The following is a 23,579-nucleotide window of genomic DNA, read 5'->3' as shown; positions in this document are numbered from 1 at the left end:
AAGATGAACATTTTAATTGTTGAAGATGAATTAAGAATCGCCAAAAGGATTGAACGAATGACTCGTGACATTTTTGGAAGTACACTACAATCCCTAAAACATATAAATACGCTACACGAGGCATTACATCATATTGAAAATAGCGAATTGGACTTGGTGCTTTTGGACCTAAACCTTAATGGTGACAATGGCTTTGAACTTCTTACAAAGGCAGTTTCTGGGTCTTTTCATACTATTGTCATTTCGGCTTATAAGAATCAAGCAATTACCGCCTTTGAACATGGAGTTTTAGATTTTGTTCCGAAACCTTTTAACCAAAATAGGTTGGCACAAGCTTTTAAGAGGGCAACTGCGAAAGAAAAGGTAGAAAACAGTAAAATCAGATTTTTGGGTATAAAAAAAAAGGGCAGGATGCAATTAGTGCCTATTGAAGATATTATTTATATAAAAGGTGCTGGCGTCTACACCGAACTCTTCTTAACTGATGGAAGAAAAGAATTGCATGATAAATCCTTAGAAAAACTGGAACAACTCCTATCCTATTCTTTTGAGCGTATGCATAAATCATATTTAGTGAAGATGTCGGAGATAAGAGAGATTAATGTTTCATCTGGAAGTAAGTATATGGCCGAGTTGAAGAACGGTGAAAGCATCCCAATAGGAAGAACAAAGTACAAAGACATAAAGGCGAAGTGGCTTTAAATACTATTGGTTTAATTTTAAATAATAAAATTTTCAATTAAGATTGGTTACGGAACACCTAATTAGAAGAACATTCCTAATTGCATTCGGGCACTTTTCCTTCAAGAAACATGAGGTTCCAAGCAGTTTCGTAGCCAAGTTTATGAGCTCGCCATGAACGCCAAGCTGTAGAAGATATGTCCGTTGGCTCCACACCTAGATTACATTTCCCTGTTAAAAAGGTATAGATATATGAGCCCGAAGCTCTATCTAAATCACGACTCATATGCCAGTTATCGCGATAAGCGGAGTCTGCTATATTCAACTCTAGCATTTGAGCGTATAATGTTCTTATGGGTACTGCTCTGGCGGTTGGTAATTCGTTTTCACGAATCATATAAAGTGCCACACCTAAATCCGTTCCGTTTTCTGACTGAGAACCTCTTTTGTCTATTCCATACAACATAGAAGTATCTCCCGTGCTGGAACCATCTTGCATAGGAAAACCTATTGAGTATTCAAACTTACTAGCATCTATTTTATACCGTTTGTTAGCTTCAAAATTAGTATTTGCCCTTCCTAGGTTAAAATGAACGGTTGGAGCACCGTCTCTCTGTAATTCTGTTCCATCGTCCTTTGCAATGACCCAGTTCAAACCACCAATGATACCATTTTCGGAGCTAGTGCCCGTATGATTGTATCGCATTATTGGGTTATTGACATTACCACCTTGAAAAGGGGAATTATAATTGAACTCACCTGAAAAATGTGTCTCAGTTTTTGCCTGCTTAACACTTTGAAATACAGCATCCGCCAAAATATCATTATATGTGTAATCCGAAGTTGATGGATTTTGATCATATAATTGAGAATATATAGAAGCTGCTGTCAGATACGCCCCATTTGGTGAGGGATGCGTGGTCTGCTCGTCTTTCAGTTCCGATGAAAGATCTTGCCAAGCTAACCCCGCTGGCGCTACTTCAATTTCTACTTGGGAGCCTTCTGCGGAACGATAACTGAATTCTTCAAAATCGGAGATTGATGCTGTATTTTGTTCGTCTTTTGGCCACAGCACTAACAAAAGCGGTTGAGCCCCTCCCTCAGATACCTTCGTGGCAATTTTGTTTACACCCAGTGAATAAAACCCTGGTGTTTTAGAAATGATGTATGGATCGGCTGCAATCACTACATAGTCCCAGTCTTTTTCATTATCACCTTTTAAATTAGACATACGTTTTGCCTGTCCTTCTGGCCAATAATAATATTGAAGAAGGGAATGTGCGTAATGGGTATAATCGAATAGGTTGTTAGTATCGCTGCCTAAACCTACGGTTAGTGATTTAGCCCTATATGTATCTTCATATTCCACATTTACTGCTGTGGTTACTTTCGTATCTTCAGTTAATATAGAAGTTAATTGTTCTGCAACGGGCTCTAGAGAAAAAGCTGCTACACTAGAATTAATAGATTCACTGGGACCCAACAGTAAAATATTCAGGGTTCCATCTTGGTTGATGTCTGCATTGAATTTTTCGTCAATATTTGGGTTCTCCGTACCTTCTTCTTCAATAGACTCTTGTGCTCCTTCTATTGTTGAAGTATTGTCTTTGCTACAAGCGTAAAAAAACACTATAATGATAATTAACAGGAACCAGTTGCAACGATTATCTATTTTACGATAATTATAAGATTTGGGAATCATATAGCTATTTGAAAGGTGAAGGAACTATCAAACGTATCACAATATTATATCGTATAAAGCTGTTGCTGATTTAGATGAAATACATACATTTTTGGAAAGGACAAAGAAATTTTAAAATAATGATTGTAAAACCATTTTGGAAAGTAGATTTTTAAAATTGTTTGGGCCTGAGTGTTTCGATAGTCTGAGCATATGACCTTTAGAACTTACAAAACTTCACCTAGGTTAAGACTTAGAGATATGCGTACTTTTTCGCGTATCAAGTTTTCTTCTTCGGACAGACCCAATAAAAAAGCGATATCCATATTAACATACTTCCCTTTAAAACCAGCACCTATTGAAGCAAAGGAATCTGTCAATCTGTTTACACCATGTGAATATCCAGTTCTTGCTATTAGTTTTTCCCTGTAGGTAAACTCTAATCCCAAGGCCGCAACAGAACCTTCCAATCCAAAATCCAGTTTTTCTCCTTCTGCATCCTCAATGTATGAAGCTAGTAATGTTTTATATTCAGTAGTAATCCCCAACATATTATCTTGATCAAAAATAAAGTCAAAGCCCATGCCCATATTTAAGGTAGAAGGTGCATAGATTTCAATATCAGTATTATCACTTAAAGACTTCCCTCTTAAATTAGAAAAATTAAAGCCTGCCCTCCATCTGCCATTAAACTTCTTATAAGCTATTTCATTTCCGTTATAGAAACCCGAAACATCTATGCCATACAAACTTGTGGCGGACTCACCACTAAAACCATTTAAAAGAGGTTCTTTACCTTTTAATGAAATAAAGCGGCCACTGACAGACATAGCAAATTCGTTGCTTAATCTTAGGGTATAAGAACCATCTATTGATAGCTCAAGAGTGGCTTGAAGGACACCAAATTCCACAAATTGACTGATTGTATAGGCATAATTGCGAACACTTAATGCATAAGCACTACGTTCATTTGGTTTATTGTAAAAAGTGACACTAAGTTGGGAGAACTCATTCAATTCTGCTCTATTCGCAAGAATTTGAGTAATCCCCATTTCAAATTTTTTATCTGAAAAAACATATTTGGATGGGTTCCAAAATTGCGAAAAAGTATCTGAAGAAGTGGCAACCCCAATATCACCTTGCCCGGTGGCACGAGCGTCTTTCGCAATACTGAGAAAACCGTCTCTTGCAGTGGTCACATTACTTTGTTGTGCAGAAAGATTGCTGAAACATACTAGAATGAGTAATACGATATTTTTTTTCATACCGAAATTGGCTGATCTCTAAAGAATAAATCCAATTTATTCATATGGTCTAACCTAATAAACTGGATTATAGCCGATTTCGTATGTCTCTTTTATGAATTTAAATTCCTGCAAGGGTTACTAAAGACCATTGAATCAAATATCCAATTATTACATATCCAAGTTGTTTTCTTGTTGTTATTTGATCTAACGCTGTTCTTTATTCAAAAACCGCGGTAACCATTGCTGATAAAAAGGACTCGTTGTACATCCTGCCTAGTTCAGTATCCTGTAAAACAGTTCCCATATTGGTAGCGGTGACAATGTAAATGTCATGGTCTGGAAAATACCACATATCCGCGCCGGCCCCTATGGCATCTCCATCGTGTCCAATTGCAATACCATATCCAACGTCTCTTTGCCATATGCCTAGGCCATAACCGATGTAGTCATCACCCCCTAGGGATATAAAATCCAACATTTCGGCTTTCATCTCGTCAGATAACAAAGAACCCGTCATTATTCCCTTTAAAAATTGATAATAATCCATAGGTGTAGCAATTATTCCATCAGATCCCGTAAAAATATTGGTAAGATGGTTTTGGGTTTCAGAGACATTTTCGACTTGCCCAGTATCCAATTGATCAAAATAAGAGTGAACCAAATTGTTGGTCAAAGGATATTCAGATTCGTTTTTATAATAAGTATGTTGAAGGTTTAGTGGTTTAAAAATTCTTTCGCTATAAAATCTTGAGTGATTACCTGTTACTTCCTCTACCAAAGCGGCTAATAATTCATATCCTGTAGAGGAATAGTTAAACTCGGTCCCAGGAAGAGCGTAAAAAGCATTTCCTCTTTCATAATCGAGTAGATCCGACGCTTTTATACTTAAAGGATCGGTTAAGACATCGTTTACAAATGCTTCATTCCAATCAAAATTTGTTAGCCCTCCGGTATGATTTAATAATTGTCTTACGGTTATCGAATTGGTATTTTCAAATCCAAGAAGTGTAGTGCCTGAAATATGATTTGAAATAGGGTCTTCCAAGGCTATCAAACCATCTTGAACAAGTAAAAGAGTTGCAACGGCACAATATGTTTTTCCTATACTGGCCGAATAAACTTCATTGTCAATTGACATTGGAGTATGATCTTCTAATCTGGAATAACCAGAGGCGCCTTTCCATACACCATCCGGAGTTACTACTACAGCAGAAAGTCCAGGAATTCCATTGGATGTGAATTCGTCCAAAATACTTTGGAATTCTATCGCATTTGGATGCATAGGTTCTGAAGGGTCATCGTCTTTATCGCAACCCAGGTTAAGAATCATAACTATTATCAAAAGGACGTATTTTGATGATTTCATTTGTTTTGTTTTAAAAGTTAAATGTTCCATAACTGGTATATTTTTTCGTCAAAGCAACAAACAAATTGAACCATGAATGGCTAAACCTTTATTAAAACATGGTGAAGCGGTATGTTTTTAAAGGTGAAGCGAAACAGTATACTTCAGCCATATGAAATCATCATTATTAAGATAGGAAACAAACCGATTTCTGGAAATTTAATCTCCAATAACCTGATCAAAATGATATTCTAGAATCGCTGTAACTTGAAAATTTGTAGGATATGCATTAGTGCCAGACTTACTTTTTGCAGGGTTTTTATAAGAAAAATGTAAAGCAAACGTAACATTTCGCAATTTTATGACTACTTAATATTAAGTAGTCATTGAATGTCAATCTAAAAACCCATAAAATGAAAAGAATCACACAGATAGTATCCTTCTTTTACTTTTGTAGCAGCGCTTTGAGCGCGCAAACGCATCTTTACCATCTTGGCGGAGAGTTGCCAACCAATACACCAAGAATATTTGCTCCAGGAGTAGTTTCCCAAGAGAACAGATCCGAGTTTGGTTCTATTTTTTCTGCGAATGGCTCGGAGTTTTTCTTTGCGGTAGAAGTAAATGGAAAGGCTGAAATACGATACTCAAAATTGGATAATGGTTCTTGGACCACACCCAAAACCATTATAGGGGATGCAACGTATGGTTATAATGACCCTATGCTTTCTCCAGATGAAAAGAGGCTGTACTACATTTCTGATAGACCTAAGAATGGGGAAAAGACAGGCGATTACGATATATGGTACTCTCAAAGAAGTACAGATGGCTGGTCTGAACCAATAAACGCAGGAAACATGATCAACTCATCCAAAAACGAATATTACATTTCTTTTGCTTCTGATGGCACCATGTATTATTCTTCAAACAAAAATGCTAAAGAAGGGAATCAAGGTGATTATGACATTTATTCGTCTGAAGAAAAAAACGGAATATTCCAGAAATCCACAAGACTTAGTGGCGCCATAAATACAAATGCCTATGAAGCTGATGTTTTTATAGCACCAGATAAATCCTATATCATTTTCTGTTCGATAAGGCCTGAAGGGTTGGGCAGAGGAGATCTTTACATAAGCCATAAACAAGAAAATGGAGAATGGTCCAACGCAAAGAGTCTAAAGAACCCAATAAATACTGAAAAGCACGAATTATGTCCTTGGGTAACCAAGGATGGAAAATACTTTCTTTACACTAGTAATCAAGATATTTATTGGGTCAGTACCAAAGCTTTTCAACAATGATTATTGTATGGTAAAGGAAGTAGTTAGTCCTACACTAAAATTGAAGGGCAACTTTTGCACTCCAAAAATAGCTCGTGAGTGCCTGCCCTGTTCTCCCAAAACCTTTAAAAATAAATCAGAGGCACCATCTACAACTTTTGGTGCCTCATCCCAATTTTCACCTGCTTGAAAATACACATCCATATGATTTAAGCCAACCACCTTCTCAAAGCCAACCTTTTTATCGATTTGCGCCAAAACATTTAAGGCGCACATTTCCATAGCTTTATAACCCTCTTCGGTTGATAATTCTTTTCCTAATCTTCCCTGGTAAAAAAAATCGCCATTCTTGATTGGGAATTGGATAGCAACATAGGCTATATTTCCCCTAACGTTTACCGAAACATAAGAGCCACCCGGAGTTGATACCTCGGGCAGTTCCAATTTAAGTTTTGATAGATTTTCAATCGCATTCATATCCTATTCCTTTGTTTTCAATTAATAATCCGTATATCCTTTTTCACCTGGGGTATAGAAGGTATCAAAATCAGGAGCCACCAACTCCAATTCTTTTTGCAGTTTTTCTACCAAATTGGGATTGGATATAAAAGGCCTGCCGACATAAACCAGATCCAAACCACTTTCCAAAACAGCTTCTGCCTTTTCCAAAGTGTTAACATCACCACCAGAGATTATAATTCCTTTAAAATTCTCTTTAATGATTTTTTTAATGTTTATGGTAAAATCAGGAGCTCCAAATGCCACTCTTTGATCTACGACATGAATATAGGCCAGGTTTATTTTTGATAACTCTTGGGATAGATAAATAAAGGTATCTTCCAGTGCCTCATAATCTGATTGCATATCGTTGAATGCGCCGTAGGGTGAAAGACGGATACCAACTTTGTCCTCCCCTATTTCATTCACCACTTTTTCAGCGGTTTCCAACACAAACCTACTTCTGTTCTCTATACTGCCGCCATAATCATCTTCTCTTTGGTTAGACTTGGGGTTTATAAATTGATTGAGTAAATATCCATTAGCTGCATGTAACTCTATACCATCTACCCCTGCTTCATTTACAAGACGTTTTGCAGCCAATGCATACTCATTTTGAGTAGTCTGGATTTCTTGTTGCGTCATAGCTTTTGGAACTTCATGGGCAACCAATCCGTTCTCAGTAAACATTTCACCCGCAGCCTGAATAGCTGATGGCGCTAGTGTGATACTGCCTTCTGGCATATTCGCCTTAGCAGTAATTCTGCCGGTATGCATCAATTGTACAAATATTTTGCCTCCTTCAGAATGTACTGCATCAGCAATTTTCTTCCAGCCCTCAATTTGTGCATCGGAATAGGCTCCTGGAATACGGGGGTAACCAATACCATTGGGAGATGGAGAGGTTCCTTCAGTAATAATTAGCCCAGCGCTCGCTCTCTGTTGATAATACTTTGCCATTAGTTCGTTTGGAACATTGTTAATGGCTCTTGATCTGGTCAATGGAGCCATTACTATTTTATTATTCAGGCTTATTTCTCCTAAAATCTGTGGTTCAAATACGTTCATTAAAATATATTTATCTAATTAGTTTCCAAAAGTAACTAATATTGGTTTACAAAAGATATTATTGTAAGTTTGTCGCAAGAAAGTAGTAACCAAAAGGTAACTAATATGGCAAGAAAATTAATAGAGAACCCCAACGATTGTCCCATTACACATTCCATGAATATCATTGGAAACAAATGGACCTCAATAATCGTATATATGTTGGCGAATCGAAAACTCAGATTCGGAGAACTGGCCATTCGAATAGATAAAATAAGCAGAAAGGTTCTAGCCAACCAATTGAAGGAAATGGAACTCAGGGGAATTGTGATTAGGGAATCTTATGCCGAAATTCCGCCTAGAGTGGAATATTCCTTAACGGAAAAAGGGGAAAGACTGTTACCTATACTAAATCAGTTATGTGCATGGAGTAAAGACATTGAACTGGATATGACAGATGAATAGACAAGCTGATTTCCTATTCTTTGATAGTATATTTACATTTTCAAAACACTAAGGTTTCACAGTACAATTTCATTATTTAAAAGGTATGCCATTTAAAAAATTACATCCCCATTTGCTTGAAGCTTTAGAACGCTTTTCCATAGAAAGTCCTACTCCTTTTCAAAAAAAAAAGCATCCCCATTATAAAAAGTGGGGCCAATGTTTTCTGCACTGCTCCAAAAGATAGCGGAAAGACTACGGCCTTAATACTCACAACCTTGCATAAGTTAAAGTGCGAGGCCGTCGGGGACGCTCCAAGAGCTCTTGTTATTGTTGAAAACAAAAGTAAAGTCTTAGAACTGTACGATGCATTTTTCAACTACGCCAAGTACAGCTCGCTAAGGGTTTATGCCAGTTATGAAGAATTACATATAGATGTTCAAAAGTCGGAGATTTATATGGGAATTGATGTTCTTATTACCACTCCAAAAATGATTCACAAACTATTTTTAAATAATGGAGTAAGCATTTCAGAATTAAAAATATGTAGTATAGATGATGCTGATTTTTTAATACAACAAAGTGCATACACAGCTATGACTGCCACTACAGAAAGCATAAAAAAATGTCAGTATGTTGTATACTCAGAAAACCTACATCCCAAACTAAAACGCTTAGAGGAATATTTTATGGAACGTGCTCGGTATGTTAAAATAGAAGAGAACGTGTAATCCCATTATACACTGCTTCAATTTTTCAACCTCCTTTTTCCAATTTATTCATCGGTTTTTTTTGCTCTGTAAGTCCAAACAGCAAAAACATCAATGATAAGTATCACTTCTTTGAAGAAATTGTTTTTTTAGAAATGATGCTCGAATTCTGTGCTACATGATCGGCCAAAACTTTTTCTATCAATTCTTCCTTGGTCAAATGATGAAATATGGTTTTTATGTTTTCTTTGGTCTTATTGGAAACATTTCGGTTTGGCTTGGTCTTGAATATTTTTTTAGCCCATAAAACCAGATTGATTTCTTCTCTATTTTCTGCATCCTGTTTTTTATATTCCCTAAAAACCAGCCCTAACTCTTCTTGCAAATCAGGAATATCCATTACCTCCTCTTGCTGTATGATACTTAAAGAGAGCCCCTTCGCCCCTGCCCTAGCAGTTCTACCACTTCGATGCACATAAGCTTCATACGTATCTGGCAGATGATAATTAACAACATATGATATTTCCTTAACATCAATACCCCGAGCTGCTAAATCAGTAGCTACCAGAATATCAATATAACCTTCTCTAAACTGTCCCATGATTCGATCCCGTATTCCTTGGGTTAAACTACCATGGATAGCACCAGATGAGAATTTGTTCATAGACAGTTTCTTAGCAAGTTTATTAACCGCCGCTTTGGTTTTACAGAAAATAATACCTCTTTCCCCTTCTTTAGAATTTAGAAAGTGAAGCAATACTTCTAGCTTTTCTATAGGTTCTACCACAACAAATTGATGATCGATACCTTGATGGCCCATCTTCTTCATGTTTGCCTCCAAGTGCACTACATGTTTTGACATATAATTCTGCACCAATTGTTTTACAGTGCCTGGCATGGTCGCGGTAAACAAAAGGGTTCTTCTAGATTTGGGAATTTCTTTTGCAATAACATCCAAGTCCTTTTTTAATACGCTTACCATCTCATCAGCTTCATCCAAGACCAAATACTTTAAGTTTTGAATGTTTACCGCCTTACGCTGTACCAAATCAATTAGTCGCCCGGGTGTTGCCACAACAATATGTGTTGTCGTTTTTAAGCGTTCTATTTGAGGTTTAATGGGAATACCACCACAGACAGCCGCAATAGAAATTGATGGACCATGAGCGGTAAAAGAAACTAGGTTGGTATAGATCTGTTGTCCTAATTCTCGTGTGGGAGCCAATATTACTGCTTGTACTTCGGTATTTTCTGAATCAATCAATTGCAGTAAAGGCAACCCGAAAGCTGCAGTTTTACCCGTTCCCGTTTTTGCCAAAGCAACTACATCTTCTTTTTGATTTAATAGAATTGGAATCGTTTTCTTTTGAATATCTGTTGGAACAGAAATATTTAAATCAACTAAAGTTTGCTGTATTTGTTCGTTAACTCCTAAATCGGAAAACTCTTTTGACATAAAATAGATTTGAGCAAAGATAGGTACACGATGCTCGAGAAACTTGTAAATAATAATAGGAATTCCTTTTTAAAAGAATTACAATTTAAAAAGTGGCAGTTTCTAACCGTTCTTAACTAAAATCGGTACTCATTATTTTGAATTATCCAATACTAGCCTAGCGCTTAATACCAACTGCGAGAATACTTGGTCAGAGAGGCCTTGCAAAGCATGTCCCCCTTCCTGATAAGAATACACTAAGCCCAGTTGATACCCTTTTTCTTCATTAATTAAAAAATTAACTCCTGCAGACCCTGTGAGCAAGCTACCTATAAAGAGTTCCGTATTTTGAGAATTAATATTAAATCGATTATCAATTCCAAAAGAGAATTGTAACATACGATATTGCTCAAATGTACGATACAATAATCCACTTAATGGATAAATATTGATTGTATAAGCAAGGTTTCCCAACAACAATTCTTCATTCGAAATATATTCAACACCTAAAGTATGTGAACTGGAAAATTGAATAAAATCAGAAGGGAATCTTTTCTTTGGATCAGGATTTTCATTATTTGGGTCGCTCTGATAATTTTTATATTCATCCCCAGGATAAATATTTTCAATATTGAGAAAAGCATCTCCAAAGTTTCCTCCCCCCAGTTTTGGAGCAAGGTTAAAGTGCAATAAGTACTGACCTCCATCTGTTTCCGCAATATGGTCATGAGAATACCTGGCAGTTCCTAAAAATCTAATTTTATATTTTTTGAATAAAAAGAATTGGGATTTTTCCCATAGATGAAAAGTGAGTTGCCCCCCAAATTGGGTTACATCTTGCCTTTTACTTATTAATGTATTACTATGCTTTTCTGCGAAGGCACTTATCGAATAGCTTTTTACGGTATTATCCGGAAAATTTAATCCAACTTCTAGAAACCCTTGAATACTATGGGAATTGCTAACAGAGTCTCTAGGGAAACTTGCAATAATAGTTGCCGCCTTGTTTTTTGTAGTTTCATTGCCGATAGATTGACCTACCTGAAACTTAAGGTCTTGTGCTTGACCTATATTCGAAAATAAAAATATGAACGCTAATAAAATCCGAAGTTGAAACCTATGGAAGTGCATTGACAATCAATTTAATAAGGTCTGATACTTTTTTAGTTTTTACAGTCTCTTGGGGAGTTATTTTCTTTGGAGGCTTACCTAAATTCCCTGCAACAGCAACTTTTTTTAAAACCATGTTGCACCAATTAGGAACATAATGAATCATTGCATGATTACTGAGTCTTACATAGTTTTTTAGGCTAGAGTTTTTATGTATTCCTATTACGCCTGTCTCTTTGGTAAGTTTGGCGATGAGCAATGATTCTGTATAATCCTCGGCCCATACATCTTTCTTTATGTTTTGGTGCAAATGCTTCATAACCTGTCTAACAGTAGTATTCGTGGTATTTTGCCCCACATTGCTCAATACTTTTAAAAAAACCTTCGCTTTCTCTTCTTCTAATTTGAAGCTTATCTCAATTTCTGCCATATTATTTATTGTTTACTTATAGAAATCCTTATACTTGGTTGAAAGATTCCAACGGGCACGCGTACCCCTAATATCATAATGGACAAAGCCATTGTAAAGCCCCAGTCCTCCTTCTTTTATAACGCTATTTAAAATCAAATCTTCGAAAATAACTGCAAGTTCTTTAGAGGTATAGTTCTTCATGGAAACATCAGCGGCTTTTCCCAACAAATGCTGTGAGTTCTTCACCCCACCAACAATTTTGTTATGAGCTTCACTTCTATAGCCACTGTTTATGTTTATGGCTTCTGCCAATATATCCCTTACCTTTTGAAGATTATCGGCAAGTTCCTTTATATTCTGGAGCACATGGTCCGGCATCTTGGCCCCATCACGACTCTCAAATTCAATCTTATAAAAGTTTTTGGTAAGTTGCATTGTTCCTACTTATTAATTGTTTTCTACTTTACGAAGTATGCTTAACTATAAAATACTCATTTCTTCATTGCTTTAACTAAAAAAAATGGGTCCTTATTAAAGGCAGTCCAATGTTTTTTCAGTTGCTTGTCCACCTTATCCAAAGCATCAAAATCAATATCTAAATCGTGCTTGGAATTCTTTAGTTCAATAATGTATTCCATCAACTCATAACATAGTGTAAATTGTCCGCATGCAATAAGGGTATCCATGCGGTTTTTTAAAATGTCCTCCTTATCCCACCAAAGTGTTGTTGGGGTCTCTGAAGCTGTTAGGCACACGTCTTTTAAAAGTGAACTTGGAGAAGGTTTAATGAGTTCATTGTATTTTGGAGTACCGCCTGAGTAAGCGGTTTCCTGTCCATTAAGTTTATATACCGTTGTGGTGATTCGCTTATGTATTAGCGAGCTTTTGGAATAGAACAAATCGTAGTTTAAGCGACGTAGTTGTTTCAAAAAAACATCATTGACCATTTTTACTGTGGAAGTCAATCTATTTGTAAGCATCTGCTGCACAAGGCCGATGTCCAGTTTTTTAAAGGTGATTATATCGTCCAACAATACTTCGGGGACGTTTTTTCTGAAAAGGGAAGCGATTTTTGCTTTCACCAATTTTGTGGCAATCGTTGCAAGGCCTCCCAAAAAAGTTAGTGTTAGACCTATACCCATCAATATACTGCCTATAATGTAGAGTACTGGCAAAGCACATTCATTGCACGTATTAAAAACATGCATGGAGTTAAGGATAATCAATGCAAGTCCTATCAAAATCAAGATAATATACAATGCCTTAATTTTGAAATACGATAAGGCCTTGGCGAAAAATTGCTTGATTGATGGTCCCTTTTTTGTGTAACTGTCATCTTGTTGCCAAGGTTTCATCTTAAAACTACCTACATCGTTTACAATAATAAGATTCAGAGCTCCTTTCATTCTACCATTGATTAGCATCATGCTGCCAATTCCCTGATTATCCGCAATGCCTCCGTCCATTATACCCACACCATTCTCAAAACGCTTTAAGCTTTTTAATTTCTGATAATTTTCATCTTTTTGATCCTTGAAATAATCATCAGGAAACAAGAGTGGTTCAAATCCCAACGGAAAACAAGAGGAGGAAGCAATAACATCACCTAACTTGATCTTGGGTCGTAAAGCTTTAACCAATGCGTTATCCAACGGGGCACTACCAAAATCCCCGTCATTTTGAAACCTATATGTAAGCCCAAATGAGAAATCCGTAGCATTAAAACATACCTGTTTTAGATGTTTCGATTCCGGGGTTTCAAAAAGCGAAAAATCTCCTTTAAACACATCCATTTCTGCATAGACAAGGGCAAAAGCATTGATTAATGACCTTGTTTTATGTTCATTTGCTTTCCAAATTTTATCATCTTCCAATTTGTTGATAGCGGTCTCTAACAGGGTATCATTTTCAGGCGTAAAAGTGTCATAGAACGTTTTAAAGAATGTTTTGAAATCGGTTTTAAGTTCTTGTGCCATTTTGGCGTATGCCACAGCCAATAAGGTCCCTCCACTTACAGAACTCATTGCTTGGACTTCTTCTAATAAGGGTTTGTCTTCAAATTGAACTACGTTTAGATATGACACAATTCCTAATGAATAAAAAGTTGCTCTATACCCTCCCCCACTAAAACAAAGCCCTATTCCCTTAAAAGGATCAATTTTTACTTTTTTGTCTTCTTCCATGTTTATTATAAACCTTTATTTTAATGCTAATGTTGCCTAGTTTGTACTTCTCTCAGTAATATTTTATGGTTTTCCAAGCTTTTTTCCAGCTCCTCATTAGAACGCTTTAAATTAATTGCAGATGCATCAACCTCCATTTTTAATTCACTCACCTGTCGCTTTATTACGGCCGGATTGGAGTATGAAGGGCTTGTGGCCAGACTTTCCAACCTGTTCGCAACTTGGTTTAATCTTAATTGGGCAGCTTCGGTCGTACTTTTAACATCTTCCACTTCCTTTTTTGACGCTTCTATTCTGGACTCCCATTCGGCAAAGCCCATATCAATTTTCTGAAATCCTGCAGTTTCTAAACGGTTTTTGACCCATGATGGGGTTGTCAATAACAATACAAACAGGAGCACTATAAGCGCCTCTCTTACGGTAACTATAATATCTTTTATTTGCATTACAAACTATTTATTGTTTACACTTAAATGATGACTTCTTGTCTGGTCTATTCATCTTCCTGGACATTCTGCTCTTGGGATTGCTTTTCTTTAAAGTAGAATCCTATTATAAACCCTAAAGGCCCAGAAAGAATGGACGAAACTGTGGTTAATAGATCTTTATAATCATCCGTGCCAAAATTTGCGGTGTTAAAACCAATTACGAACGTCACAAAAATGACACAGAAGAAAAGAATGACAAATACCATGGCCAAGATGCCACGGTTCTTTTCCCTTTTGTCCTGTACTTTGGGCTTGATCACAATGTTTTGGATGCGATTGCCCAATTCGTTTAAAATATTTGCTTCCATTTTTTTACTTTTTTTGAATTTTATACTTGGGGAATTCCAACCGTAAATCGCTACGCAACTCTTCCTCTATCTTATCCATCTCTTCGTTGCTGGGTGAGATAAGTTCTTTGTCCTTGTTGAGCTCCAAGATTTTTTCCAAGATTTTTTTTGTCAACCTAAGCTCGTATTCTATTTCCACCAATGGTTTTTTACTTTTCATTTGTATGATTTAAAGTTTTAAATGAGTTTTATAAAAGTGATTTTATAAGGTCTGGGGCCAAGATGGTTTCCTTTTTGCTTAGCATGGTCTCTTTTAGGAAATCGTTCAAAAAGAGTTTTTGCATATCTTCTGAAAGTAGCGCACAACGGTACTTTCGCCAGTTTACAGCATCTTGTCCATACATATGGTCCACCAATCCCGGAAAGTTCCAATCCGCATTTTTACCCCAATGCAAGGTGAATGCTATGCCATGCAGTTGTAGAGCTTCAATCATTTTTCGTGATAAATCTTTTAGAGTTCCCAACTTTTTCTTTTCGTTCCAGAGAACCCCATCAATCTCTATCATACAGGTTGTTGGGAAACGGGCAAAAGATAAGGTGGCATCCGATTTTTTAATAAAGCGCATCGCAAAAATTCCAGGCATAGGGCCTTCATCTATACTTACCTTGGAAAGTATTTTCAACGCTTCCTTGGAATCAGTATGATCTACACCAAAAGAGATTGCAAAAGCTGGACCCTGATAAGGTGCATCCCAAAAGGTTTCGGCTAAGGTTCCCATAGAGGTTTCATCCACTTTTGGAAGAATAGATTTTTTAAGTGCATTGATAAACAAGGGAATGGTTGAAGGTACTCTTGAGCCGATTTCAACAGCCACATTAACAAGGTCGCGGTAGATCGATTTTTTAATGACCGGAAAGGGATCTGGATAATTCAATTTAAATGGTTTTTTATACATGAATTCTACCACATAATCTTTATCCTTATCCTCCCTGTATTGATTGACAAATACCTTATAATGATATGGGGTGTTGGCTTCACCACTACTGTTTACTTCCTCAGGTATTTCCTTAAAACTCTTAAAATTGAGTTTTTCTGCCAATTCTAAAGCGGTTTCCTTCTTGATTTTCTTTACATAACGTTTAAGAAGAAAAAGGTTTTGAGCCTCAATCACCACTCCATGGATAAAACCAAAGGAACCCAGACCTACCAGTGCTGCGTTGAACAATCCATCATTGCGAATAACCCGTGAACGTAGTTTTTGTGCAAAAACGTCATTGAGTGCCGGTTTTGTGTGTCTTTCCAAATACACAATATCACCTGGGTTTGGTCCTATAATGAGATTAAGTCCGACAACATAATCTTGAACAGAACCCACATTGACCGCCGATCCGTGAACTCCTGTGGAAATGCATCCAGCAATGGTCTGCCCATTACTTGCCCCAGTAGTCTTTAGGGATTTCCCATGACCTTCCAACTTTTCGGATACCTCCTTAATAATGTTCCCGCATTGAAATAAAAACAGATTCTCAGCTGCATACCGGGATAACGCATGTAGGTCTTGATCTTTAAAGGAGAAATAGGTGTTCATGTGGGCATTAAAATGCATTCGGTCCTTTTGATGGGCAATATTTGACATAGACCACGCCGAACCATACGCCCTAAAACCTTCGCTTTTGTTTTTAGTTTCTGTTAATAATCGCTGGATTTCCTGTGCTGCATCATTATACCTATCAATATCTGAAGGCATTAAACTGGATGCTTCCAATTTTGTCTTATAAAGGGTCTTTAGTTTCCATGGACCATTGTTATGTAATGTGTCCCATTCGTTTAGTGAAAGTTTTGTTGTTCTAGCCATGACTCATTTTTTTAATTGGATTTCATGCAGACATATTTGATTTTCACCTTTCGTTTGCGACCGAAAGTAATCCCACTCAATAGGACAGCTCCCAAGGTATTTCTATACTCTACAGTATGTAGTTTGCCACTTGGGCATCTATCCGACTTTTTAATGAGATAAGTAAAATCTTTATCAATAGCACCAAGGGTAATTACGGTGTCAATTTCAATAACTTCCATATTACGGTAGTAATCATTCCGCACAAGGGGTGCAGCGGGTTCGTAGGTTCCTTCAACACTTCTTAAACGCACCGAATAACAGGATTGCATAAGAAGCATAACAATGAAAAGACCGAATAGACCAAGAATCAAATAGTTCCTTACTTTCATGTGATTTGTTTTAAATTTTATAAAACTATGTAGTGAGGGAACTGCTATAAATACCGCGCTATGGGTATTTTAGGGGGAAGTAAATTATGGGGAAACTTTGGAAAATTAAATATAGCTATTCATCATTAGAATCGATTAAAGATTAGCCTTAAAAAAACTGGGGTTTTCCCGCAGTTTCACGTACTTTCTTGTAGTGCTTTAAAAAAAACACACATTACCTCCTGATAAACAAAAATTTAGATGAATAATTTTAAAGAAAAATGGGAGTGAAATCTTTGAGGTAACACTTAAATCCTTAAGGTTTAACCGCAGTCTGTTTCATATAATTTGACGGTAGTATACCGTAAATTTCTTGAAAGCATTTTGAAAAGTAAGTAGGGCTGGTAAAGCCTGTCCTATAAGCAATCTCAGAAATGTTTGATGTTCGTTCATCCATTAATTGGAGTGCTTTTTTTAATCTGTAATCTTTTAAATAACTGTTTGGAGATTTTCCAATTAGGGTCATCATGGTTCTATACAGTTTGGACTTACTATACCCTAATTTTTGCCCAAAATCCGTTGCAGTTGTATTTGAATCAACCCATGCCGCTTCTGTATATTCCATTAATCGTATTATAAAATCGGTATCTACCTTACTTAGTACATTAATTGATGAAGTGTTATTGATTGTATTCTGGTTTTCACTTTCGTATAAATCACGTACCTCAGATGATATTGTCAAATTTCCTTTGACAATATCACATAAATATCCGGCCATTTGTATCGTGTCTTCAAATATGTTTTCTTTTTTAGTGACCGGAATACCCGCACTTATTCCAATTTTAAAATCTATGTCTGGCGTAATAACAACGTTATGCAATTCTTGAATGTTTATAGCACATGAAACAGCATTTGTTACACAAGCAAAAGACATTAGAAAATAACCTGTTTCTTGCTTAACTACCCGCCCTTCGTGAGTACTGGCCAAATTGATAATAGATTTCTTATAGCCGCGGAGTGCTGCGTTGAGAGTATTTACACCTGATTTTCTTAATGTGTTTTTTCTCAACTTGACTACCATTAACGTGCGAAATGCGGGGTCATTAATGATGTTCAGTTTTGTATTTTGTGATTTTTCCGGGTCAACTATTCGGCCTAGAAAAGACTCTACTATTGTATCGTTTACTTCTATAATTCGTTGCGGAACATCGCCATGCGCCTGCTTGTGCAATTCTATAATAGCCTTTTTGTTTGGAGCTTCAATTAAACAAAATGCGGTTTGCCTTCTTTCATCGCACCAATAGGTTAAGCCACGACAATTATACTTATGTTCAATTTTTAAATCTGCCTGATGCATCTCGGCAACGTGTTTTGCAGTAATACCTTTTGGCACGTCATGAAAATCCATATAAATAGGCATGGTTGGTAATTTTCTTTTAAGATATTAATAAATAATTTAGAGAGGCCATAATTGGTTAGAGCAGCCTCTCTGAGGTTTATTCGTTAGCTGTAGCAGGACTTATTACTGTTGCAACTTCATTTGTTGAATTTGCAGGGAAACCTCCCTTTTGTGCATGCTCTTCTACTAATTTTTTATTTTCAGCATTATACACGCAATACACCTTATCCCCTGTTACGTAACTATGTTGCCATTTAATTTTTGGTCCCATTTCCTTTAATACGGTACATGATGTCTGTGATATACCTTTTAATTGTTCTGCGGTCAGGTCTCCTGCGCCAGGAATGATTCGTTCAATCACAAATGTTTTCATAATAGTTTCGTTTTTGGTTATTTCTTGATTTTCTTTTTGTTGTTGCCCCAAAGCATAATTTGTCATAACGACTATTAGCATTAAGGTCATTTGAATTGTTTTACAGGTAATTATTTTATCTGTCGTTCTGGGTTTTTGATTGTTCTTTGAAGAATTCATGATATACATTTTTAATATTAATCCTTCAAAACTACCGTATCGTTAAATCAAGAATGTATTCATTTGGTTCAAATAACTCTACTTTTGGTTCATAATCTTGTTTAAGTGCCTCACCCTCCTCGCTTTCCATTTACCAAGTAATAACTTATATACTTTTTAAAAAGGATAACTATAGCCAAGAACGCCAACTACAAAAACTTATCTGCTTTTACGTTTTTATCGCGTTTTTTACGTTTTAGACCTTTGTTTTTACCACTACCAAAACGATATGCAAGCCCTAGATAGACGGAACGGCTATCTCTTTTAAACTCCCCTTCTTGGATTATTGTCCTATAGGTTTCAAAAGCAAAACGCTGTGTTCTAAAAATGTCATTGAAGTTAAGGCTAAGGGTTCCCTTGCCCTTTGCAATGTTGTAGCGTGCACCGGCATTCATAAAGAAATTTTCTTTAAGCTCATATTGTAATATTTTTTGCTTGCCGCTGAAAAATGTAAATAGTTGAAAAGTAAGGTCTTTCGTAGCTTTAAAGCTATTGTTCAATTTGGCGTTCAATAAGGTATTGCTTACCTGTACGCTTTCATTTTCAATAAACCCTTTTTGGGTTCTTGAATAGACATCAAAACTACCATTAATACTCCACCAATTGGTTGGACGATAGTTGGACGAAAACTCAAATCCGTAAGCATTGTTACTGTCAAAATTGTCGTAATCTACAATCAATAGATTTGGGTCAACTTCATCAAAAAAGCCTCTTCTATTAATTTCATCGTTGATTCTTCGGTAAAAACCACCTACTGTAAAACTACCTTTGGTCAATTTTCTGCTATAATTTAATTCTATGGAATTGGTAAATTGGGGAACAAGAGCGGGATTCCCAGTAATTATGATTTGCGGCGTATTTATCTGCCGTATTGGATTGATTTGATTCAAGGAAGGACGATCTATACGCTTACTAAAACTTAATTGATAGGTATTTTTCTGTTCTTCATCAGGAGCATATTTTAAAAACCCTGACGGATATATATTGAACAAGTTATCTGTAAAATTAAATTCAGCTTCCCCAACTTCATTAAACTTCGAATCAACACTATAATCTTCTAATCGTAACCCTAGATTATATTGCCACTTATTTATTTTTTGACTAAAAGTGGCATACAAAGAATAGATATTTCTATCGTATGAAAAGATCGAGTTGTTAAAATTTGGATTGCCTGTGTCATAGGAATTATCGGTGCGCCGCAAACGGGTTTCCAGACCTATTTCTAAAGTGGCATTTGATGAAAGTGGATTTACATAATCCAAATTTATCGTGGTATTTGCTCTAGTGTCTTCAATGAATTCCTCATAATCGTCTATAAGACTATTTCCAGTAAAGCTAAAATCATACTCCTTATCGCTTTCCAGAGTATTGTAATCTACTTCCAATTCAATACTATGCCCTTCTTTGGCAAAAGTGTGTTTAAAATCAGCATTATAGGTCGCATTGACATTATCATTATTTGTGATATCCATTCGTATAAAATTTGCAGAAGGGTTATCAAAAAAACGAATTGCTCTGCTACCATCTATTATAGTTTCAAATAGGTTTTGATTGGTGTAGATAGATAACGTATTTTTATCATTGATGAAGTAATCCAATCCCATTTTGAATAGATGCGAGTTATTTTCCGTGTAACTCTTTGTAAGTTGATTGGTATTTTCCACTGTTCTGGTTACACTGCCATCTGTTGTGCTTTTACCCAGTCTATTACCATAACTCCCGTAAAAATTAGTTTTTCCAGCCCTATAGTTTAAACTAAGCGAGTTGTTATATCTAGCGCGTTCCCCGTAGGTGAACCCCGAATTTATAGATCCATTAAAGCCCAAATTGGTATTCTTTTTTAAGGTGATGTTGATGATCCCACTCATACCCTCAGGGTTATATTTGGCAGTGGGGTTTGTAATCAATTCAATAGTTTTAATTGATGTTGATGGTATCTGTTGCAAGAGCTCTCGAGCACTAATATTGGTAGGCTTACCATCTATTAGAACACGAACATTTTCATTTCCACGAAGCGAAATATCCCCATCTTGATTAATGCTTACTGAAGGAATGTTTCCCATTATATCACTAGCTGAGGCCCCAACCGTGGTTAAATCTTTACCTACATTGATGACCTTTCTATCAATTTTCTGTTCAATTGTAGAACGCTCTACAGATACTTCTACCGCCTCAAGAGCTACTGCATCTTCTTCAATAAATAGCCCTCCCAAATTGACTCTTCGGATTGATTTACTAACTGAAATAGGAAGAATTAAGGTTTTGTACCCTATAAATTGAACTTCAACATCATAACTTCCAAAGGATATTTCATTAATTGTAAAATTTCCCTGTTCATTCGTAATGCCTCCAGTAGTAATTTCATCGTTAGATTTTATGACCACATTGGCATAGGGTATTGGTTCTTGCGAATCCTTATCCAATACTGTTCCTGCAATAGTTCCCTTTTGTCCGTAAAAGGATATAGAAATGAAGAAACTACAAACGATCAATATAAACTGGTTCATCATTATTTTTCTTTGATTAAGTGAATTTTGCCCCTTGGTAACCATTGGTTTTTGCATACAATTCATTTGAATAAAATTTCAATTTGAAGACTAAACTATAAGGAGGTTGTGCGCGCTCTAAAAAAGATGGTTAGAAAAGTAGCTAACGATGCCAAATGATTGATAGCTAGCGTTTAATGCATTCGTCTACGATTAACCTTTCTTTGGCATCGCTTACCTGTAGTTGGAAGGCTTTATTGGAGAGAGCTTTTTTAGATTTGTACCTTTATATTCAATAGAACATGTTATGCTACATCAGGTTCAAAATTTTTTGGAAGTTTCAAAGTTCAAATACCTTGTGTTTGGGCTGTTGATTTTTGCTTTTTCAGCTTCTGCCTCCAGTTGGTATTATACCACAACCAACGAGTTAGTTATCACTTATGCCGTTCGAGCATTACTTCAGATTGCAATGGCCTATGTAATTCTGGAGATTTTGATTCCAAACCTTTTAAACAAGGGAAAAACATTGGCCTTTGTACTTTTAATTGTAATTACATTATTGGCTTTTTATGTTATTTGTACGTTGATTAATATGGCCTATTTTGAACCCAACTATCCTGCTACCTATGCCAATTATCTAAAACGATTTGAAGATGCTTCTTTTTGGGGCAGATTAACAAACATTAGTGAGTTTATATCAAAATCGCTATATCTTTTGTACCCAACTTTTCTATTGTCAGTATTGAAATTATATACAGAGAAACAACGTTTGCTAAGGTTAAATGAACAAAAGAAAACTGCAGAACTTTTGGCCCTAAAAAATCAACTGAACCCTCATTTTTTGTTCAATACATTGAACAACCTGTATGCTTTAACATTAAAGAAATCAGATAACGCTCCTAAGGTCATTCAAAAACTATCAGAGATTTTGGATTATATTCTCTACCGGTGCAATGATGAATATGTGTCTTTGGATAAGGAAATAGCGCTTATTGAAAACTATTTGTCCCTTGAAAAGATACGTTATGCCAATAGAGTGAAAATATTCTTTAGTAAAAACGTTGCCGGTCAAGAAAAAGTAGCCCCTTTATTATTGCTCACATTTGTTGAAAATGCTTTTAAACATGGGGTCGCCAATGAGGTGAATCAAGCTAACATCAATATCAACATATCAAAAATAAGGGAGCAACTCGTTTTTAAAGTTGAAAACAGTAAACCACTTAATGCTAAGTCTTTTGTGGAGAAGGAATCTATTGGACTTCAAAATATTAAAAAACAATTGGAATTGTTATATCCCAAAGCTTATGATTTAATCATTGAAAATAAATCAAATTCTTTTACTGCCAATTTAAAATTGGACATGTATGACGTATAAATGTCTGATCATTGATGATGAGCCTTTGGCCAGGGAACTCCTTGAAACTTATCTGGAGAAAATTCCCAATTTTGAATTGTTGGCTTCTTGTTCAAGTGCTATACATGCGAGTTCCATTCTAAGCTCTAAAAAAGTGGATTTACTATTTTTAGATATTGAAATGCCAGCATTAAAAGGAACTGATTTTTTTAAAAATCTGGTATATAAACCAAAGGTCATCTTCACCACTGCTTATAGGGATTACGCTTTGGATGGTTTTGAGTTAAACGCAGTGGATTATCTATTAAAACCAATATTTTTTGAACGTTTTTTCTCGTCCATTCAAAAGTTTTTGAAGCAACAGAATACCATTGAAATTAGCAGGGAACCAACCATTGCCAATCACAAAAGTGAATATATATTTGTTAATAAGGCCAAAAAACAAATCAAGGTAGTTCTAAATGATATTCTCTATACGGAAAGCTTAAGGGACTACATAAAAATTCATCTGGAAAAGGAGACACTTGTCATAAAAGAAAGTATCTCCAATTTTGAAAAACGTGTTGACAGCCGTTTTATTCGCTTGCACCGTTCATACATCGTGAATAGCGAAAAAATTACGGCATATACCAAAAACGATGTGGAAATCGGTAAAATAGAAATTCCTATTGGCAATGGCTACAAGCATAACATGCAGTTTTTCAAATGAGTTAAAGCT

24 protein-coding genes are annotated in these 23,579 nt (G+C 36.1%); 6 read left to right on the top strand and 18 right to left on the bottom strand.

Annotated elements, in window-relative coordinates; all coding sequences use genetic code 11:
- Positions 1-3 precede the first annotated feature (3 nt).
- Positions 4-702, top strand: coding sequence for a LytTR family DNA-binding domain-containing protein (locus tag LV704_RS18000; protein WP_163422298.1), 699 nt, complete (start codon positions 4-6; stop codon positions 700-702).
- A 76-nt stretch (positions 703-778) separates the two neighbouring features.
- Here the strand turns inward: LV704_RS18000 and LV704_RS17995 are convergent, their stop codons facing one another.
- The 3 genes from LV704_RS17995 to LV704_RS17985 form a co-directional block, all read right to left on the bottom strand.
- Positions 779-2,383, bottom strand: a complete 1,605-nt coding sequence (locus LV704_RS17995; protein ID WP_163422299.1) for a hypothetical protein — start codon at positions 2,381-2,383, stop codon at positions 779-781.
- A 206-nt stretch (positions 2,384-2,589) separates the two neighbouring features.
- Positions 2,590-3,627, bottom strand: a complete 1,038-nt coding sequence (locus tag LV704_RS17990) for a PorV/PorQ family protein (protein ID WP_163422300.1) — start codon at positions 3,625-3,627, stop codon at positions 2,590-2,592.
- Positions 3,628-3,826: 199 nt separating this feature from the next.
- The gene (locus LV704_RS17985; RefSeq protein ID WP_163422301.1) at positions 3,827-4,975 is read right to left on the bottom strand and encodes a serine hydrolase; all 1,149 of its coding nucleotides are present in this window, start codon (positions 4,973-4,975) and stop codon (positions 3,827-3,829) included.
- Positions 4,976-5,367: 392 nt separating this feature from the next.
- Here LV704_RS17985 and LV704_RS17980 point away from each other — a divergent pair, with 392 nt between their 5' ends.
- Entirely contained in the window at positions 5,368-6,252 is an 885-nt protein-coding gene (locus LV704_RS17980; protein ID WP_163422302.1) for a PD40 domain-containing protein, read from the top strand.
- On the opposite strand, the gene LV704_RS17975 is transcribed toward LV704_RS17980, so the two are convergent.
- Both LV704_RS17975 and LV704_RS17970 read right to left on the bottom strand, forming a co-directional pair.
- Positions 6,253-6,708: a RidA family protein gene (locus tag LV704_RS17975; protein WP_163422303.1), complete on the bottom strand. Its 456-nt coding sequence runs from the start codon at positions 6,706-6,708 to the stop codon at positions 6,253-6,255.
- 21 nt (positions 6,709-6,729) lie between these two features.
- The gene (locus LV704_RS17970) at positions 6,730-7,797 is read right to left on the bottom strand and encodes an alkene reductase (RefSeq protein WP_163422304.1); all 1,068 of its coding nucleotides are present in this window, start codon (positions 7,795-7,797) and stop codon (positions 6,730-6,732) included.
- Between the two features lie 105 nt (positions 7,798-7,902).
- On the opposite strand from LV704_RS17970, the gene LV704_RS17965 reads away from it, so the two are divergent.
- Together LV704_RS17965 and LV704_RS17960 are read left to right on the top strand one after the other, a co-directional pair.
- Positions 7,903-8,241, top strand: a complete 339-nt coding sequence (locus LV704_RS17965; protein WP_163422305.1) for a helix-turn-helix domain-containing protein — start codon at positions 7,903-7,905, stop codon at positions 8,239-8,241.
- A 173-nt stretch (positions 8,242-8,414) separates the two neighbouring features.
- On the top strand, positions 8,415-8,951 hold the full coding sequence (locus LV704_RS17960; RefSeq protein ID WP_370636075.1) for a DEAD/DEAH box helicase family protein: 537 nt from the start codon (positions 8,415-8,417) through the stop codon (positions 8,949-8,951).
- A gap of 103 nt (positions 8,952-9,054) precedes the next feature.
- Here LV704_RS17960 and LV704_RS17955 read toward each other — a convergent pair whose 3' ends face one another.
- The 13 genes from LV704_RS17955 to LV704_RS17895 all read right to left on the bottom strand — a co-directional run bounded on the left by LV704_RS17955 (position 9,055) and on the right by LV704_RS17895 (position 21,585).
- A complete protein-coding gene (locus LV704_RS17955) occupies positions 9,055-10,386 on the bottom strand; it encodes a DEAD/DEAH box helicase (RefSeq protein WP_163422307.1) in 1,332 nt (443 codons plus the stop codon).
- A 132-nt stretch (positions 10,387-10,518) separates the two neighbouring features.
- Positions 10,519-11,496, bottom strand: coding sequence for a hypothetical protein (locus LV704_RS17950; RefSeq protein WP_163422308.1), 978 nt, complete (start codon positions 11,494-11,496; stop codon positions 10,519-10,521).
- Positions 11,483-11,905: a hypothetical protein gene (locus tag LV704_RS17945; RefSeq protein ID WP_163422309.1), complete on the bottom strand. Its 423-nt coding sequence runs from the start codon at positions 11,903-11,905 to the stop codon at positions 11,483-11,485. The genes LV704_RS17950 and LV704_RS17945 overlap by 14 nt, the downstream gene beginning before the upstream one ends.
- 12 nt (positions 11,906-11,917) lie before the next feature.
- Complete coding sequence (locus LV704_RS17940) at positions 11,918-12,322, bottom strand: D-Ala-D-Ala carboxypeptidase family metallohydrolase (RefSeq protein ID WP_163422310.1); 405 nt, start codon at positions 12,320-12,322, stop codon at positions 11,918-11,920.
- 56 nt (positions 12,323-12,378) lie between these two features.
- Positions 12,379-14,070, bottom strand: coding sequence for a patatin-like phospholipase family protein (locus tag LV704_RS17935; RefSeq protein ID WP_163422311.1), 1,692 nt, complete (start codon positions 14,068-14,070; stop codon positions 12,379-12,381).
- 26 nt (positions 14,071-14,096) lie between these two features.
- Positions 14,097-14,516: a hypothetical protein gene (locus LV704_RS17930; protein WP_163422312.1), complete on the bottom strand. Its 420-nt coding sequence runs from the start codon at positions 14,514-14,516 to the stop codon at positions 14,097-14,099.
- 47 nt (positions 14,517-14,563) lie between these two features.
- Positions 14,564-14,866, bottom strand: coding sequence for a hypothetical protein (locus LV704_RS17925; RefSeq protein WP_163422313.1), 303 nt, complete (start codon positions 14,864-14,866; stop codon positions 14,564-14,566).
- A 4-nt stretch (positions 14,867-14,870) separates the two neighbouring features.
- Positions 14,871-15,065, bottom strand: coding sequence for a hypothetical protein (locus LV704_RS17920; protein ID WP_163422314.1), 195 nt, complete (start codon positions 15,063-15,065; stop codon positions 14,871-14,873).
- 28 nt (positions 15,066-15,093) lie between these two features.
- Positions 15,094-16,701, bottom strand: a complete 1,608-nt coding sequence (locus tag LV704_RS17915; RefSeq protein WP_163422317.1) for an FAD-binding protein — start codon at positions 16,699-16,701, stop codon at positions 15,094-15,096.
- A gap of 11 nt (positions 16,702-16,712) precedes the next feature.
- On the bottom strand, positions 16,713-17,072 hold the full coding sequence (locus LV704_RS17910; RefSeq protein WP_163422319.1) for a hypothetical protein: 360 nt from the start codon (positions 17,070-17,072) through the stop codon (positions 16,713-16,715).
- A gap of 295 nt (positions 17,073-17,367) precedes the next feature.
- On the bottom strand, positions 17,368-18,459 hold the full coding sequence (locus LV704_RS17905) for a nickel-binding protein (RefSeq protein WP_233782082.1): 1,092 nt from the start codon (positions 18,457-18,459) through the stop codon (positions 17,368-17,370).
- Between the two features lie 88 nt (positions 18,460-18,547).
- Positions 18,548-18,982 carry a DUF4242 domain-containing protein gene (locus tag LV704_RS17900; protein WP_233782081.1) on the bottom strand — a complete coding sequence of 145 codons (435 nt, stop codon included), beginning with the start codon at positions 18,980-18,982 and terminating at the stop codon, positions 18,548-18,550.
- A gap of 188 nt (positions 18,983-19,170) precedes the next feature.
- Positions 19,171-21,585 (bottom strand): TonB-dependent receptor domain-containing protein, encoded by a 2,415-nt coding sequence (locus tag LV704_RS17895; protein ID WP_233782080.1) that lies wholly within the window; start codon positions 21,583-21,585, stop codon positions 19,171-19,173.
- 229 nt (positions 21,586-21,814) lie between these two features.
- On the opposite strand from LV704_RS17895, the gene LV704_RS17890 reads away from it, so the two are divergent.
- Together LV704_RS17890 and LV704_RS17885 are read left to right on the top strand one after the other, a co-directional pair.
- A complete protein-coding gene (locus LV704_RS17890) occupies positions 21,815-22,882 on the top strand; it encodes a sensor histidine kinase (protein WP_163422323.1) in 1,068 nt (355 codons plus the stop codon).
- Positions 22,872-23,570 carry a LytTR family DNA-binding domain-containing protein gene (locus LV704_RS17885; RefSeq protein WP_163422324.1) on the top strand — a complete coding sequence of 233 codons (699 nt, stop codon included), beginning with the start codon at positions 22,872-22,874 and terminating at the stop codon, positions 23,568-23,570. The genes LV704_RS17890 and LV704_RS17885 overlap by 11 nt, the downstream gene beginning before the upstream one ends.
- The last annotated feature ends 9 nt before the right edge of the window (positions 23,571-23,579 follow it).

Origin of the sequence: Flagellimonas sp. CMM7, from assembly GCF_021390195.1 — a bacterium.
Taxonomy (GTDB): Bacteria; Bacteroidota; Bacteroidia; order Flavobacteriales; family Flavobacteriaceae; genus Flagellimonas.
The sequence above is the reverse complement of the archived record's forward strand: the minus strand, read 5'-3'. Positions and strand labels throughout refer to the sequence as shown.

What these genes read in the sequence shown, in the direction of transcription:
- LV704_RS18000 (WP_163422298.1), top strand. Translation starts at nt 4, where the DNA reads ATGAACATTTTAATTGTTGAAGATGAATTAAGAATCGCCAAAAGGATT.
- LV704_RS17995 (WP_163422299.1), bottom strand. Translation starts at nt 2,383, where the DNA reads ATGATTCCCAAATCTTATAATTATCGTAAAATAGATAATCGTTGCAAC.
- LV704_RS17990 (WP_163422300.1), bottom strand. Translation starts at nt 3,627, where the DNA reads ATGAAAAAAAATATCGTATTACTCATTCTAGTATGTTTCAGCAATCTT.
- LV704_RS17985 (WP_163422301.1), bottom strand. Translation starts at nt 4,975, where the DNA reads ATGAAATCATCAAAATACGTCCTTTTGATAATAGTTATGATTCTTAAC.
- LV704_RS17980 (WP_163422302.1), top strand. Translation starts at nt 5,368, where the DNA reads ATGAAAAGAATCACACAGATAGTATCCTTCTTTTACTTTTGTAGCAGC.
- LV704_RS17975 (WP_163422303.1), bottom strand. Translation starts at nt 6,708, where the DNA reads ATGAATGCGATTGAAAATCTATCAAAACTTAAATTGGAACTGCCCGAG.
- LV704_RS17970 (WP_163422304.1), bottom strand. Translation starts at nt 7,797, where the DNA reads ATGAACGTATTTGAACCACAGATTTTAGGAGAAATAAGCCTGAATAAT.
- LV704_RS17965 (WP_163422305.1), top strand. Translation starts at nt 7,903, where the DNA reads ATGGCAAGAAAATTAATAGAGAACCCCAACGATTGTCCCATTACACAT.
- LV704_RS17955 (WP_163422307.1), bottom strand. Translation starts at nt 10,386, where the DNA reads ATGTCAAAAGAGTTTTCCGATTTAGGAGTTAACGAACAAATACAGCAA.
- LV704_RS17950 (WP_163422308.1), bottom strand. Translation starts at nt 11,496, where the DNA reads ATGCACTTCCATAGGTTTCAACTTCGGATTTTATTAGCGTTCATATTT.
- LV704_RS17945 (WP_163422309.1), bottom strand. Translation starts at nt 11,905, where the DNA reads ATGGCAGAAATTGAGATAAGCTTCAAATTAGAAGAAGAGAAAGCGAAG.
- LV704_RS17940 (WP_163422310.1), bottom strand. Translation starts at nt 12,322, where the DNA reads ATGCAACTTACCAAAAACTTTTATAAGATTGAATTTGAGAGTCGTGAT.
- LV704_RS17935 (WP_163422311.1), bottom strand. Translation starts at nt 14,070, where the DNA reads ATGGAAGAAGACAAAAAAGTAAAAATTGATCCTTTTAAGGGAATAGGG.
- LV704_RS17930 (WP_163422312.1), bottom strand. Translation starts at nt 14,516, where the DNA reads ATGCAAATAAAAGATATTATAGTTACCGTAAGAGAGGCGCTTATAGTG.
- LV704_RS17925 (WP_163422313.1), bottom strand. Translation starts at nt 14,866, where the DNA reads ATGGAAGCAAATATTTTAAACGAATTGGGCAATCGCATCCAAAACATT.
- LV704_RS17920 (WP_163422314.1), bottom strand. Translation starts at nt 15,065, where the DNA reads ATGAAAAGTAAAAAACCATTGGTGGAAATAGAATACGAGCTTAGGTTG.
- LV704_RS17915 (WP_163422317.1), bottom strand. Translation starts at nt 16,701, where the DNA reads ATGGCTAGAACAACAAAACTTTCACTAAACGAATGGGACACATTACAT.
- LV704_RS17910 (WP_163422319.1), bottom strand. Translation starts at nt 17,072, where the DNA reads ATGAAAGTAAGGAACTATTTGATTCTTGGTCTATTCGGTCTTTTCATT.
- LV704_RS17905 (WP_233782082.1), bottom strand. Translation starts at nt 18,459, where the DNA reads ATGGATTTTCATGACGTGCCAAAAGGTATTACTGCAAAACACGTTGCC.
- LV704_RS17900 (WP_233782081.1), bottom strand. Translation starts at nt 18,982, where the DNA reads ATGAATTCTTCAAAGAACAATCAAAAACCCAGAACGACAGATAAAATA.
- LV704_RS17895 (WP_233782080.1), bottom strand. Translation starts at nt 21,585, where the DNA reads ATGCAAAAACCAATGGTTACCAAGGGGCAAAATTCACTTAATCAAAGA.
- LV704_RS17890 (WP_163422323.1), top strand. Translation starts at nt 21,815, where the DNA reads ATGCTACATCAGGTTCAAAATTTTTTGGAAGTTTCAAAGTTCAAATAC.
- LV704_RS17885 (WP_163422324.1), top strand. Translation starts at nt 22,872, where the DNA reads ATGACGTATAAATGTCTGATCATTGATGATGAGCCTTTGGCCAGGGAA.